General features: G+C 38.6%; 10 protein-coding genes. 1 reads left to right on the top strand and 9 read right to left on the bottom strand.

Annotated elements, in window-relative coordinates:
• Positions 1-78: 78 nt before the first annotated feature.
• Both DV740_RS15270 and DV740_RS15220 read right to left on the bottom strand, forming a co-directional pair.
• On the bottom strand, positions 79-171 hold the full coding sequence (locus tag DV740_RS15270) for an MscL family protein (RefSeq protein ID WP_330415632.1): 93 nt from the start codon (positions 169-171) through the stop codon (positions 79-81).
• 20 nt (positions 172-191) lie between these two features.
• On the bottom strand, positions 192-320 hold the full coding sequence (locus DV740_RS15220; RefSeq protein WP_255415049.1) for a hypothetical protein: 129 nt from the start codon (positions 318-320) through the stop codon (positions 192-194).
• 357 nt (positions 321-677) lie between these two features.
• Between DV740_RS15220 and DV740_RS11490 the strand changes: the two genes are divergently transcribed.
• The gene (locus DV740_RS11490; RefSeq protein ID WP_118088129.1) at positions 678-2,324 is read left to right on the top strand and encodes a SulP family inorganic anion transporter; all 1,647 of its coding nucleotides are present in this window, start codon (positions 678-680) and stop codon (positions 2,322-2,324) included.
• Positions 2,325-2,468: 144 nt separating this feature from the next.
• Here DV740_RS11490 and DV740_RS11485 read toward each other — a convergent pair whose 3' ends face one another.
• From DV740_RS11485 to rlmD, 7 genes are all read right to left on the bottom strand, one after another.
• The gene (locus tag DV740_RS11485) at positions 2,469-3,824 is read right to left on the bottom strand and encodes a sodium-dependent transporter (RefSeq protein WP_118088128.1); all 1,356 of its coding nucleotides are present in this window, start codon (positions 3,822-3,824) and stop codon (positions 2,469-2,471) included.
• A 78-nt stretch (positions 3,825-3,902) separates the two neighbouring features.
• On the bottom strand, positions 3,903-5,348 hold the full coding sequence (locus tag DV740_RS11480; RefSeq protein WP_118088127.1) for an alanine/glycine:cation symporter family protein: 1,446 nt from the start codon (positions 5,346-5,348) through the stop codon (positions 3,903-3,905).
• Between the two features lie 57 nt (positions 5,349-5,405).
• The gene (locus DV740_RS11475) at positions 5,406-5,786 is read right to left on the bottom strand and encodes a DUF4186 domain-containing protein (RefSeq protein ID WP_118088126.1); all 381 of its coding nucleotides are present in this window, start codon (positions 5,784-5,786) and stop codon (positions 5,406-5,408) included.
• A 34-nt stretch (positions 5,787-5,820) separates the two neighbouring features.
• Entirely contained in the window at positions 5,821-7,329 is a 1,509-nt protein-coding gene (gene abc-f, locus DV740_RS11470) for a ribosomal protection-like ABC-F family protein (protein ID WP_117841348.1), read from the bottom strand.
• A 287-nt stretch (positions 7,330-7,616) separates the two neighbouring features.
• Positions 7,617-8,213, bottom strand: coding sequence for a hypothetical protein (locus DV740_RS11465; RefSeq protein WP_117841349.1), 597 nt, complete (start codon positions 8,211-8,213; stop codon positions 7,617-7,619).
• 48 nt (positions 8,214-8,261) lie between these two features.
• Complete coding sequence (locus DV740_RS11460) at positions 8,262-12,818, bottom strand: hypothetical protein (RefSeq protein WP_118088125.1); 4,557 nt, start codon at positions 12,816-12,818, stop codon at positions 8,262-8,264.
• A 119-nt stretch (positions 12,819-12,937) separates the two neighbouring features.
• Complete coding sequence (gene rlmD, locus DV740_RS11455) at positions 12,938-14,209, bottom strand: 23S rRNA (uracil(1939)-C(5))-methyltransferase RlmD (protein ID WP_118088124.1); 1,272 nt, start codon at positions 14,207-14,209, stop codon at positions 12,938-12,940.
• Between the last annotated feature and the right edge of the window lie 186 nt (positions 14,210-14,395).

The raw sequence follows: 14,395 nt of genomic DNA, 5'->3' as shown, positions 1-14,395 counted from the left end.
CCAGTTACTGAAATCCAGTCTTCCAACTACAAGACTAAGAATCGGCATAATTACATTGTCTACCAGCGAGCTTACCAGTTAATTAAAAGCACCACCGATAATCACACCGACTGCAAGGTCTAACATATTTCCTCTTACTGCAAACTTCTTAAACTCTTTCCACATCTTCATTCTCCTTTGTTCCTGGCACACTATTTAGCAGTTCTTCCTTCTGCTTTTCCATTGGTCATATAATGGATATAGCAGCTCTTAAAATCATTCCCAAAAGCTGCCTTTGTATCACCATTGTTACTAATATAATAATTATAATCAAAAACCATACTATAGTCTACTCCATTATGTAAACTTCTGATTTTTGATATCCTCTTTTGCCATCATTATAAAAGTTTCCATCTCATGCATTGCTCTTCCTCCTTTCACTTGCTAGACGGATGAAAAATGGATGAGGTTTTAAAATTTCCAAAAAAATTTTATTTTTTCAAATTTGTTGACCAAATGGCTGAAAATTGGATTTTGTAATTGAAATAAGACTATAAGAGTGCTAAACTTTTGAATTGCGTGTTTAGTGGGGGAAGGTGAAGTTTTCGCTGTATTCTGGAATATCTGTGCAGATATCCTGACAAAACAGAAATTTCATCTTCCACCATAAACAAAGGAACAAATGAGGAGATTTTATTATGAACGAACTACGACCAAAGCTCTTTGATGTGATGAAGAGCTACACGAAGGAGCAGCTGATGAAGGATATCATTTCCGGTATCATTGTTGCCATCATCGCTCTGCCACTATCGATTGCCCTTGCGATTGCATCCGGTGTTGGTCCGGAACAGGGGCTTTATACTGCAATTATCGCAGGATTTTTTATTTCATTCTTTGGCGGAAGCCGTGTACAGATTGGCGGTCCGACTGCCGCTTTCGTTGTTATCATCTATGGCATCGTTGCAGAGTATGGAACCGACGGTCTGATTGTTGCTACCATTCTTGCCGGTATTATCTTAGTAATTATGGGAATCTGCCGTTTTGGCTCCCTGATTAAATACATTCCCTATACCATTACCACCGGATTTACCTGTGGAATCGCAGTTACTTTATTTGTGGGACAGTTAAAGGATTTCTTCGGTATGGATATTGCCTCTGTTCCTTCTGAATTCTTAGATAAAGTAATTGTATATGCCAAAAATATCCGCTCCATCAACCTGACTGCAACCCTGATTGGCATTGCGGCTGTTGCAATTATGCTGCTCTGGCCGAAGGTTACCGATAAGATTCCGGGGTCCCTGATTGCGATTATCGTAACAACAGCAGTGGTTTATTTTGCCAAGCTTCCGGTCAATACCATCGGAAGTGTTTACGGGGAATTAAATTCTGCATTTCCAGGTTTTCATGTTCCATCCCTTTCCATGAAGCTGGTACAGGAAATGTTGTCCCCGGCATTTACCATTGCAATCTTAGCTGGAATTGAGTCCTTACTGTCTGCTGTTGTTTCCGATGGTATGATTGGCGATACCCATAAATCCAATGCCGAGTTAGTGGGACAGGGGTTTGGAAATATTTTCTCCGGTCTCTTCGGCGGAATTCCTGCCACCGGAGCCATTGCCAGAACTGCTGCCAATGTCCGAAACGGTGGACGTACTCCGATTGCCGGAATCACCCACTGCATCACTTTAACCATTATTCTTCTGGTGCTGATGCCGCTGGCTGCACTGATTCCTATGACAACACTGGCTGCCGTACTTTTAGTAGTTGCCGCTAACATGGCAGACTGGTCCTCTTTCTTCCGCCTTTGTAAGATGGCACCTAAGAGTGACATCATCGTTCTGGTTGCAACCTTTTTCTTAACGGTATTTTTCGATCTTGTGGTTGCCATCGAAATCGGTGTTGTATTAGCAGCTCTGCTCTTTATGAAACGTATGGCAGAAACAGCTGATATCAAAGCATGGAAATACACAGATTCTCCTGACATTACACCGGGTGAAGCGGAAAAACTGCGTGACATCCCGCATTCCATCAGTGTTTTTGAAATCTGCGGTCCGATGTTTTTCGCCGCAGCAGACCAGATTCTTAATATCAACAGTAACCATCATACGAAGGTTGTTGTCATCCGTATGCGTAGCGTTCCTGCCATTGATGCCAGCGCAATGCGTTCTCTCCATGAGCTTGCCAACCGTGCAAAACGCAAAAATATCACGCTGGTATTCTCCCATGTCAATGAGCAGCCAATGCGCGTGATGGAAAAAGATGGTTTTATTGGATTAGTTGGGAAAGAAAATTTCCATCACAATATTGTGGATGCACTGGATTATGCAGAAGCACTGGTAAAATAAAATTTGAGAATAAAGAATGTGCCCTGGCACCTTCTTGCGCCTGCGGCGGTCGCTTGCGACATCTACCTTATACGCCGCAGTGCACACTTTATTTTTAATAATGCAATCGCATATACTTCCTGTAATTACACTCTTTTTCCTCTTTTACAATAATCCCTGAATCAAAATAAACAGAATCAGTATCGGAAGGATAAACTGGAAATATGGCTTTAATCTTCTTGCAATCTTAATGCCTTTTCCGGTATTTGCTTCCTCTAAGTAGTTGTCAAATCCCCAGCCCCACTTCGTCACACAGAACAGCAGGTAAACAAGAGAACCGATTGGCAGCAGCAGGTTACTTACAATAAAATCCTCGCTGTCCAGCACATCCCTTCCGCCAATCAGGTGGAGATTGCTCCACACATTGTATCCTAAGACACATGGCAGACTGGCAAGAAGGATAATAATTCCATTTACCAGTGCCGCTTTGTTGCGGTTCCAGCCAAACATATCCATGCAGAAGGACATGATATTTTCAAATACGGCAATTACCGTAGAAAAGCTTGCAAATGTCATGAACAGGAAGAACAGTGCGCCCCAGATTCTGCCGCCAGCCATATTTACAAAGACATTTGGCAGTGTCACAAAGATAAGGCTTGGTCCTACACCTACTTCCACGCCATAGCTGAAGCATGCCGGAAAAATAATCAATCCTGCCATAATCGCCACAAAGGTATCCAGTGCACAGATACGTACTCCTTCTCCTGCCAGCGTATGGTCTTTTCCCATGTAGCTTCCGAAAATCTCCATTGCTGCCACGCCAAGGCTCAAAGTAAAGAATGCCTGATTCATGGCAGAGGTTATTACATTTTTCAAACCGACTTCCCGGACACTGTCCATATTTGGCACCAGATAGAACTTCAATCCCTCGCCTGCTCCGGAAAGTGTCAGGCTATGTACTGCAAGGACAATAATCAGTATCAGCAGTGCACTCATCATAACTTTACTGATTTTTTCCAATCCGTTCTGCAAGCCGCGGCTGCATACAAAGAATCCAACCACAACAGTCAGTATCATCCAGAATGCCATCTGTTTGGGATCTGCTAAAAGATTGCTGAACACAGCTCCGGTCTGCTCGACATCCATTCTTGGGGTAAATTCACCTTTTACAAACTTATAGAAATAAGTTACCATCCAGCCGGAAACCGTTGTATAATACATCATCAGCATATAACAGCCGAAAATTGCCACCCAGCCATGAATATGCCATTTACTCTTTGGCTTCTCCAATGCCTTATATCCTAAAACTGCACTTTTTCTGCTGGCTCTTCCGACTGCTAATTCCATTGTCAGTACCGGAAGCCCCATGGCAATCAGGAATATAAGATAGAACAGTACAAAGATTCCTCCGCCATTCTGTCCTGCCACATACGGAAATCTCCACACATTTCCAATTCCGATTGCGCATCCTGCGCTTACCAGTATAAATCCCAGACGGGACTTAAATGATTCACGACCCATATCTATAAATTTCTCCTTTTGTAGTTTTCTCCCTAGTATAACATGGAATCACCGGTTTTGATAACTACTTCTTTTTTATTACTTTTCTTTTTCTAAAAAGATAATTCCCGGTGCCGGATTTTGATTACTGTCTTTTTCTGTCTTTTTCTCTTTCTCATACTCCGACAGTGCCTTCAATGCCTGTCCCCCCATAAGATACAGCATTCCGATATTAAATATCGTCATCAGTCCGATTCCCACATCGCCTAAATCCCATACGAAGGTATAGGTTGCAATTCCGCCGATAAAAAGCATAATCAGTGCAACGACTTTATAAAGGGTCTGCCAGATCCATTTATCTCCAAATAAATATGCCACATTGCTTCTGGCATAAAACAATATTCCAAGAAATGTGGAAAAGCTGAACAGAAATAAGGTCAGTGCAATAAAGATAACTCCGAATCTGCCCAGATGATACTGCATGGTGGACTGCAGCAAATCCATACCAGCTTTTCCTGCAATTATCTTTTCCGGTGCAATAAGCATAATCATAGCGGTACAACTGCAAATGATAATCGTATCGATAAATACGCCCAATGCCTGTGTCAGTCCCGCACGTACCGGATTATCGCATTCCGCTGCTGCCGCTGCACAAGGTGCAGAACCGGAACCTGCTTCATTAGAAAACAGTCCTCTCTTAACTCCATTCATAAGCACTGCTCCAAATCCACCGGATACTACCTGCCGGATACCAAATGCCTCTTCAAAAATCCTGCCAAATACGCCCGGAATACTGCGGAAATTTACAATAATAATAAATAATGTAATAAAGAAATAACACACTGCCATAATCGGTACTATCATATCCAGTACTTTTACAGTTGCATTTTTCCGCAATACAATCACTGCCGCAACTGCCACCAGCACAATTGTTGTATACAAGGGTGGAATATGAAATGCATTTTCAAAAGAAGATGCCACCGAATTACTGATTACCTGGCTGATTCCACACCAGCAAATCAGACCGGATATGGCAAATAACACTGCCATCAGCACATGTTTTTTCTTCTTTCCAAGCTTTTCTTCAAAAAAATGATGGATATAATATGCCGGACCACCGCGGTAACCGCCATACAGCGGATCTTTTTCCTTATGCAGCTGTGCCAGTGTTGCTTCAATAAACGCTGTAGCAGAACCAATCAGCGCTGTAATCCACATCCAGAATACCGCTCCGGCTCCACCTGCCGACACTGCTGCAACTACACCTACCAGATTTCCCATTCCCACACGGGTTGCCGTGGACACAATCAGCGTCTGAAAAGTTGACAGACTGTCTTTATGCTCCTTCTTTGCTACCAGTGCCCGCACCATATCCGGGAACAGTCTTATCTGTAAAAACTTTGTCCGAATCGTAAAATAAATTCCTGTTGGAATTAACAAAATAATCAGCAGTGAAATGCCAAGACTGCCTCCCCCCGGAAGCGGAATTTTAATCCAGTCTCCCCATAAAAATGAATACACTTTTTCAATAATTGAAACTACCATTATAAAATACCTTTCTCTCTCCGTAATAACCCTATTGTGGTATTTTAACATTTAATTTCACATTTGGCTATCATAATGTGACAACTCTTTTTCTATCCAGGTCATAATCACATCCACCAAGTATTCCTTCTGCACCTGGCTCAGTTCTTTCCCCGGCTGTATCTTGTGCCACTTTCGAATGCACTCCCGGCAGCAGGTTGCCGTTGCATGCTGGGCGACAAAAACCGGATGGCCCCACATGGGTGTCTGCTTTCCATCGTTCGGAATTACTGCCGGTGCCTCCCTTTTGGCAATAAAATCTCTGGCATGCTCCCGGATTACATCCAGTCCTTTTTCCTTTATATATGCAATATCTTTTTGTTTTAAATGAAAGCTGCTTCTGAATTTAGAGGCTGATAAATGTTCAAAAAGCTGCCGGTACCATTCCTCTTTGGTCATATGGGGGTCCTCTTTTCTAAACTATAGTTACATTTTACAACCAGACTGTTTTCGTTGCAATCTTCTCCCGAAACCGCACATCATGGTCTACCACCAACATAGTTGGCTGATATTTAAGAATCAGATTTTCAAGCTGCATTCTTGAAAAAACATCAATATAATTCAGCGGTTCATCCCAGATATACAAATGCGCCGGTTTCAAAAGGCTGGCTGCAATCACTACCTTTTTCTTCTGTCCTTCGGAATATTCTTCCAGCTTTTTGACAAATTGTTCCCGTCCGATATCAAGCTGCCGCAAAATACTGCAAAGCAGACTTTCCTCTAACTGGTGCTCCATGCAAAAAGAGTGCACGGTTCCTCTAAGATGCGAAGTGTCCTGATTGATATAAGAAATCTCTATTCCGGACGCAATTCTTAAATCTCCCTGTTCCAAAAAATTTTCTTTTTCTCCTAAAATTGCTTTTATCAGGCTGGTCTTTCCGCTTCCATTTTTTCCACTGATAAATAAACGGTCTCCGTTTCTGATTTCAAAGGTCTGGTTTTCAAACAGCATTTTATCGGCATCTTGATACCGCAAACCATACTGATATGCCGACACCAGTACTTCTTTATGATGTGTCAGGGGATTCAGTTTCAAATCAATGGGCTGTTCTAAATCCACCAGCAATCCCTCTTTTTCCGCAATCTCAGTCTGTATCCGCTGCTCCATCTGCTTTACTCTTGCCTGCATTTTCTTGGTTTTCGAACCGATATATGCCCGGGTGCTGATGCTCCGGTCATTTTCCTTTATGGGGTCAAAACCGATTTTGCTGTTCTCGCTCCTTTCCGACCAGTTGCGCACTCTCTTTGCTGCTTCGTTGAGCTTACTTATTTCCTTTTTATGCTTTTCATTTTCCGCTACTGCAAAATTGTCTTTCTTCTCTTTATTTTCCCACCAGGAGGAAAAGTTGCCCGCCTGCACCTCAATGGTACTGCGATTCAGCACCAGCACATGGTCTACGCAGGCATCCAGTAAATCCCTGTCATGGGAAACAAGGATAAAGCCCTTTTTCGATGCAAGATACTGTTTTACCATTTCCCGGCTCCCATCATCCAGATGATTGGTGGGTTCGTCTATCAGCAGGAAATCATTTCCTTGCGAAAACAGGACTGCCAACATAACTTTGGTCTGCTCTCCAAAGCTTAGTGTTTTCCATGGCCGATACATGATTTCTGCATCTGCCTGCAGCTTCGAAAGCTCCGCATAAACTCTCCACAATTCAAGATTTGCCTTGAATTCTTCTACAAATTCCGCCGCCGGAAATTCCCATTTTTCCTCTGAAATATCATATGGGAAATAATCAAAAACGGCATTCGAAGTAATAGAACCGGTATATTCATATTTTCCCATCAGTAAATTTAAAAACGTGGATTTTCCTTTTCCATTTCTTCCGATAAATCCAAGTTTCCAGTCCGTATCAATAGAGAAAGAAACATTTTCGAAAATATTATCAAAGCTTCCCTCATATGCAAATGTTAAATGATTTACTCTAATCTGTGACATATAGCCTCCTATCTGTCACCAAATAGTGGTTACGTTCTGTCACCAGCAGTTTCTTATAATATGCTAATTAAGTGCAACAAAAAAAGAGTGGTCATGAGAACATAATCCACTTTTGGCAACACGAAATAGCGGTACGATTACCGCAGTTAAAATCTTCATGCTCTCAAAAGTCAATTATTTTCTCATTGGACACTCTCCCTTCAAAATTAAATCTAGGGTTAGTATACGGCAGGGTGGGGTGATTGTCAATGGAGCATTTTTTAACCATGCCATAAATTTCTCAGTTGCTACTCTTCGACAGTTTCAGCTAAATAGATTCCCCACTCTTTTAACAATTCCGGTAAATCGTATACTGTTTTTCCATTTTTCTCTATCCTCTCCGATGAACCCGGATGTTCCAGTGAAAATGTATCCCAGGCTGTAATGAAATTTTCTGCTTCTCTAATATTATGTGGTTCATAAAAATCATTATATTTTTTTATATCCTGACTATATATAGAAACAACATTGTACTTCTCAACCATTATTTCATCATGTGATTCATGGCATCCAAAGCCAAATTGGCACATTCCATCTGCTAACAGCAAATCTTTTGTTCTTTCAAATAATATAAGTGCCGCATCAACACTACATCCATCAATATAATAAATGTCTTTATGAAGTGCTGTCACAATTCCCGAAGCTTTTGGTGACTCCTTTTCACCAGAAGCCTGCAATTCAAGAATAAAAAATAATGGTTCATCCTTAATTGCAATAAAATGCTGTATTACCTCTTCTAATTTGTCAACTCCCACATTTGCAACGATACTATTTTCTTCCATTTCATATCCTTCCGAAAGTTTCTCCGGAAATGGGACATGATATCCTTCTTTTAACTTTAACATAACTTTATCACCTGCATTTCTATATTTTCTTTGGCTCCCTCTCTCTCTTTACCGTTCCATCAATTGTCTGCTAATTTCTCTTACTGATCCAAGTTGTCTTTCAAACATGATATCCCATAAGTTTAAACACTTATCAGCGATCTGTTTATCTGTCATTCTACTAGAATTAGCGGTCTTATCATATAAAGAAATAATCAACTTTGAAAGCTCATTTTCTATGCCCCATTGTTTTCTCAACTCTTTAATCTCCATCTTTAAAACATTCTCGCAAAGCTGTATTATAATATCTGCATAATCAACGACAAAAACTGCACTTTCCTCCAAATAACGAACAAATGCCCTTACCAACCTTCTACTTACTTTAGTTTTCATAAATTCCTGCAAAAACACTTTATCACGCTCGGCATCAACATACTTATCATAAAACATTTTGGCTAATGGAAATTCTACATCTGCATCAACGTTCTTATAAGTAAGTATTATATTTTGGGCTTTATTTCGATAATCATTGACGTTCAAATAAATTACAGCCATATCTAATATAACCTTGATTTGCTCTTCACTTTTAGATTGAACAGCCATTATAGTTGCTTCAAATTCATTATGTCGTATATAAAATTCGCAGACAGCATATCCTCCTAACTCTACAAGTTGCTTATCTTCAGAGTCAAAACATTTCTCGATAATGCGAATAACTCTTTCTTTATATTGGGGATATACGAGAAAGAACATATTTTTCGAATCACAAAAACTTGCCATTCGAATGTCTGACTCATACAAATGCAATATCTTTTCCGCAGCCCATTCTCTATCAATATTATAAGATGGCCATAAAGCATACAATGAAGCAAAACGCACTGCAGGATTTTCATCTTTCATCAATCCTTCAATAACATCTTTAAATCGTAAAAACGCTTCCTGATCTTCCCAGAGCAAATGTCCTATCACCATTGCTGCACTGCCTCTCGCACAGTTTAATGCATTGCTATGCAACATATTGCAACTCTTCATTTCTTTATCTTCTGAATTTGTTACCATTGGGTTATCTAATTCTGGATTGCAATGTCTCAAAGCAATATTCATTAATTGTTCCATTACCTCCGGTGACCAATTAACATTACTTATTTTTTCAACTATCTTACAAAAATACAAAGCCCTATAACTTTTCATGTCACACGGAAATTCAACCAATAACCTCTCTATAACTACAGAATCAACCTCATCCAACTTTTCCGATACTTCCACTCCTAAAAACAGCGAATCTACAAAAGCAGGCAACACTCGTTCCTTATTCTTTAAAACAAGTTCTATCATCTCCTGTGGATGTTGTTCTACCACCAATTGAAAATCACTTGCATAGGCTTCATAAGAACTTTCAATAAATCCGCCTTCTACTTCAATCCATCTACGACCATCTCGATTCTTCAACTTGTTGTTTGTAATAATTTGAAGCCACTGACCCCTACTAATATTTTTACCTGAAACAGGAGACTTTCTCCATCCCGCATGTCCATTCTTATTATAATAGCACAACGGTTCTTTATGAAAACGCCTATCTAGTATACGCAATAATTCTTTTGCTTTTTTGCTAATTCTCTCTTCTGGTAAATATCGTAATAATTCATACTGCAAATCTCCCCAAAAACTCCAATACACAGGTTGACATTCTTTTCGTTCATTCTGCTCAATTCTTCTTTTATACCATTCAGACGCCTTTGGAGAAATATATCGGCAAATTGCATTTTCTATCATTAATAATTCTTCTTTATCACAACTATTCCCATGAATTTTTAGAACCTCTTTTACAAGCCCTAATTCATCTTCTGCTCCACTCGTGTAATCAAAAATATTTTTGTCCATATCACTGCAGAGATAACGCATTATCCGATTACTATATTCAGGAGACACAACTGTCAATCCTGTTAGAATAATTTCATTAAACACATAATACCCCTGCCCCATATATGGTTCATAGCATTTCCAAAAATACTCTGGAGATTTGTAGCACAAAGCTATGGTCGCCTTTTTAACTAACTCCACACAAGTCCTTTCAATACTACTTTTATACATATGTACTCCTGACCAATCGCCATACTTTACTTCATACCCACACTCCTTTGGTATATATTGAAGCAATTCTTTAAGTATATATTCCCCGTTATCCACTAAAAAAGAATTATCTGAATCCACTAATTCTTCCTCGTAACGATATACATATCTCCCTTGACTTTTAATTTTATTTTTCAGCAAAAATGAAATAAGCCGTATCGTTCTCCCTTCAAATTGATTCATCATTGTTTTGACATCTATATAAATTTCTTTTGCGTACTTCGGATAATGTTCATAAAACATCATCCGAAGTTCAAACATTTCATCACTTTCCTGTGTTATATCATGAAGAAAACATCGCATAAACTGCTCATCATCACTTTTATCACTAAAAGCATGTCTTTCAATAAAAGAAATATCCTCAACATCTAAATTTGGTGCAATACTCGTCAACAAATTAAAAACAATACTTTTTTTCTCCTCCATCGAATACCATCGTTCTAAAACACCTTGATTTCTTAATATAGTTATATATTGCTTTCTCGTAAAAATAACATTATTCAGCAAATAATTTCCATAAATCTCATTTTCACAATTATCTATAATAAATTGAATAATATTATCATCTGGTTCTTGAATTTGTCCCAAAATCTCATAAAAAACATATTTGACATAATATCTTATGTTATCTGAAATTAACATTTCCTTACCAAATATGATGAAGTCTTCACTATTATATTCCAAAAGATTCTGCAAAAACATCTGTACCTGATATCGTCTTCCGGGCGTTTGTCTGCATTTTTCGCCTATAATATTTTCCAGCTTTTGCACCTGAAAATATTTTTCCATCATTCTTTGCGACATAAAATAATCTAAAATCGATTGATGCACAAAGCCCACCCTATCATTTTGAATCACAACAATTTCTGATGATATCAGATAATCTAATCCAGCTTCTTCAACATTCAGTATTTGTTTAGGAACATACAAACGTCCTGTTTTCTCCAAAACATCAACAATTCTTATTTTCGTTTCAGTAATAGTTCTTTGCTGTAATCCCATGGTTATACTTTTTCTACATATTTGCTCAAACCATTTATCTATCAAATGACTGGTAGTTAAACCATCCCCATAAATTTCTTTTTTTTCCAAATGTTGCCAGATATAAAGATTACTTGGTATTCTTAATAGTCTTTTTAATTTAAATGACAATTGTTCATAGTTTTTACCAATAATATCTTTTACAACATCTTCTTTAAAATCACCTACTTTAATTATTTTCCAAACCTTCTCTGAAGATTCCTTCTTTTTAAATAGAGATTTTATATTATTATCATTTTCAAGATCATATGTTCTGCAGACAAATATTATAATTATTTTTTTCTTTCTTTCATAATTTAAGTATTCTACCTGTCTAATTAACTCTAAACAAACTGCAAGTGCTTCGCTAGAATTTGCCTGTGTCCATCTTAAAGCATCTAATTGATCTAAAATAATTACTGCATTTTCATTTCTTGAAGTGCAGTGCAAAGAATGAGCAATTGAACTGGGAAGTCCTAACCCTTTTCCCCAAATCTCACAATTTTTATAAGGTATTCTCTGATCAAGTTTTATCGCAATATGTGGAATTTTCCTTTCTTCGCAATAATTTAGAATTGCTTCTGTACACCCACTTTTTCCAGAACCAGCACCTCCAGAAATAATAGTTGATTTTTCATTTTCAATAGATTTTATGCAATCATCAAATTCATCTCTATATATCAAAGTACCTTGCAATGCCCTGAAATTTTCCCTATACTCTTGATTAATCTCCTCAATTCTCGGTGCGATTCTTTTATCTCCCTCTTTTAGTCGAAGAATAATTTCCTGTTTTATAAAATAGTCGCTTAATAGGGATTGTGTAATTTCTTTTCCTAATATATTCTCTGCTGTAGCAAATGAAAGTAATGCATTGTAAACTAATTTTTGTTCACTGTTAAACAAATATTGTATATTCTGACTTATACGTTCCTCTAACTCGTATTCTGATATCTGCTTATAAAAAATTCTCTTCAAATAATCAATACTTTTTAAGACATCAACTTCTTTTTCACTATTCAAATCCATTTCCTTGCAAAAACTTTTGTAGAATTTTCGAAATTCTTTACTACTTTTCATGATTTGTATATCATAAAAATCTTCTGCATTACCACTAGTATTGCATGCTCGATTATGTAAATCAAACAAAAAGGAACACGTCATAGGACTAACTAATGACACTCTTCTATTGTTATCCCTATTTAACTGAGTCTTCCACGAAAAAAATATACCTTTCCCTTTTAAATCCGAAATATCCCAATACTCTTTACTTGCATTCCGTGCTTTACATTGTTGATGCTCTTTCTTTCCATCAAAAGTCGTTACTAATATATCAGTACCAACTTCATCTATACCAAGTGCTTCAACAATAACACTATAATTTGTTTCATTCAAAATTTTGAGAAGTTCATAAATTATACAGTTTATCTCATATCTATTCCCTTGTTTGTCTGCTCTTCCACCTTTTTCAAATGGCATAATTCCATCCCTCCCACAAAATTTTAAAGTTTCCTCTCACTAAAATTTATTTTAATAATTACGTTAAATCTGCTCTTCATATATTGCTTTTTTCTCTGCACAAATCATGTTCATATCATCTAGTTAACTTCTGTCGATATATGATGTCCTGATTTAAGTTTTGAAAGCACACACACAACTTCTATATGATACGTCCACGGGAACATATCCACCGGCTGGCACCGCTCCACCCGGTAGCCCTGGCTTGTAAGATACTTCAGGTCCCGCGCCTGAGTGACTGGATTACAGGAAATATAGACCACACGCTTTGGAGAAAGCTGTAGTAGTGAAGATAGGAAAGCCTCATCACTTCCGGCACGAGGCGGATCCATGAATACCACATCGGCAGTTTCGCCCTGTGCTGCCATCTTGACCATGAATTCTCCGGCGTCCTCATTGTAAAATGTGATATTTTTCATGTTATTGCGCTTCGCATTGGTCACGGCATCACGCACCGCATCACGGTTCACTTCCACACCAATGACAGAGCCGGCTTTTCCTGCTGCTGCCATGCCAATGGTACCAATGCCGCAATACGCGTCGATTACCTTTTCTTTTCCGGTCAATCCGGCAAACTCGATAGCTTTGCCATAAAGGATTTCTGTCTGCACCGGATTTATCTGGTAGAATGAGGATGGAGAAATGCGGAAACGGAGTCCACACAACTCGTCCTCGATAAATCCTTTTCCATAAATGGTAATATTCCGCTCTCCTAAGACAACACTGGTGCGCCGGTCGTTCACATTTACCACCACCGTTGTAACTTCCGGATGCTTTTCACGAAGTGCTTTTACAAAATTATTTTTTGACGGCAGAATTGGTGATGCCAGCACCAGAACAACCATAACTTCGCCGGTACGGAAACCTCTTCTTACCAGAACATGGCGTAGCAATCCATACCCGCTGTCCTCGTCATATACTTTTATTTTAAAGGAGCGAAGCATTCCACGAATATCATAAATGATGCCATCCGCAATCTTATCCTCAATCTGACATTCATCAATCTTTACCACCGAATGTGTTCCCTGCTGATATGCTCCGGAAATCACTGTTCCATTTTTCAGCCGCTGAAATGTAGCATTGACCTTGTTCCGATAATGAAATGGCTCCTGCATTCCGATAACCGGCTCCACTTTTCCAAAGCTGCCTAAAAGTTCTTTTACTTCCCGATGTTTCTTGTTGAGCTGCTTTTCATAATCCATTCCCTGATACTGGCAGCCGCCACATTTTTTTGCAAGATCACATTCTCCCGGTGGGCAGATGTGTTTTTCCGGACGTTCCGATTTCGAACCATGCTGCTTTTTTGCATTTTCCTTTTTTCTAAATTTATTGTTCTCTTCTGACTTTCTCATTTCCTGTACCGTTCCTTATTTTTCAAATACTATACTATTTTTTAGTTTAACGCATTTAGCAGCCTTTTTCTATGGTTATTGCAGAAATATTTTCATACCTAAATTTTCATAAATGAATTAAAATAAAATGCGAAATAATGACATCTGCTGAGCCTGCCACTGGCAGTTTCTTACGGATATACAAAA

Origin of the sequence: Roseburia sp. AF02-12 (assembly GCF_003461765.1) — a bacterium.
In the GTDB taxonomy this organism is placed as follows: Bacteria; Bacillota; Clostridia; order Lachnospirales; family Lachnospiraceae; genus Roseburia_C; species Roseburia_C amylophila.
This window is presented reverse-complemented; position numbering and strand designations above follow the sequence as displayed.

Coding starts and splice junctions, on each gene's coding strand:
- DV740_RS15270 (WP_330415632.1), bottom strand. CDS start 171: ATGAAGATGTGGAAAGAGTTTAAGAAGTTTGCAGTAAGAGGAAATATG.
- DV740_RS15220 (WP_255415049.1), bottom strand. CDS start 320: ATGGTTTTTGATTATAATTATTATATTAGTAACAATGGTGATACAAAG.
- DV740_RS11490 (WP_118088129.1), top strand. CDS start 678: ATGAACGAACTACGACCAAAGCTCTTTGATGTGATGAAGAGCTACACG.
- DV740_RS11485 (WP_118088128.1), bottom strand. CDS start 3,824: ATGGGTCGTGAATCATTTAAGTCCCGTCTGGGATTTATACTGGTAAGC.
- DV740_RS11480 (WP_118088127.1), bottom strand. CDS start 5,348: ATGGTAGTTTCAATTATTGAAAAAGTGTATTCATTTTTATGGGGAGAC.
- DV740_RS11475 (WP_118088126.1), bottom strand. CDS start 5,786: ATGACCAAAGAGGAATGGTACCGGCAGCTTTTTGAACATTTATCAGCC.
- abc-f (WP_117841348.1), bottom strand. CDS start 7,329: ATGTCACAGATTAGAGTAAATCATTTAACATTTGCATATGAGGGAAGC.
- DV740_RS11465 (WP_117841349.1), bottom strand. CDS start 8,213: ATGTTAAAGTTAAAAGAAGGATATCATGTCCCATTTCCGGAGAAACTT.
- DV740_RS11460 (WP_118088125.1), bottom strand. CDS start 12,818: ATGCCATTTGAAAAAGGTGGAAGAGCAGACAAACAAGGGAATAGATAT.
- rlmD (WP_118088124.1), bottom strand. CDS start 14,209: ATGAGAAAGTCAGAAGAGAACAATAAATTTAGAAAAAAGGAAAATGCA.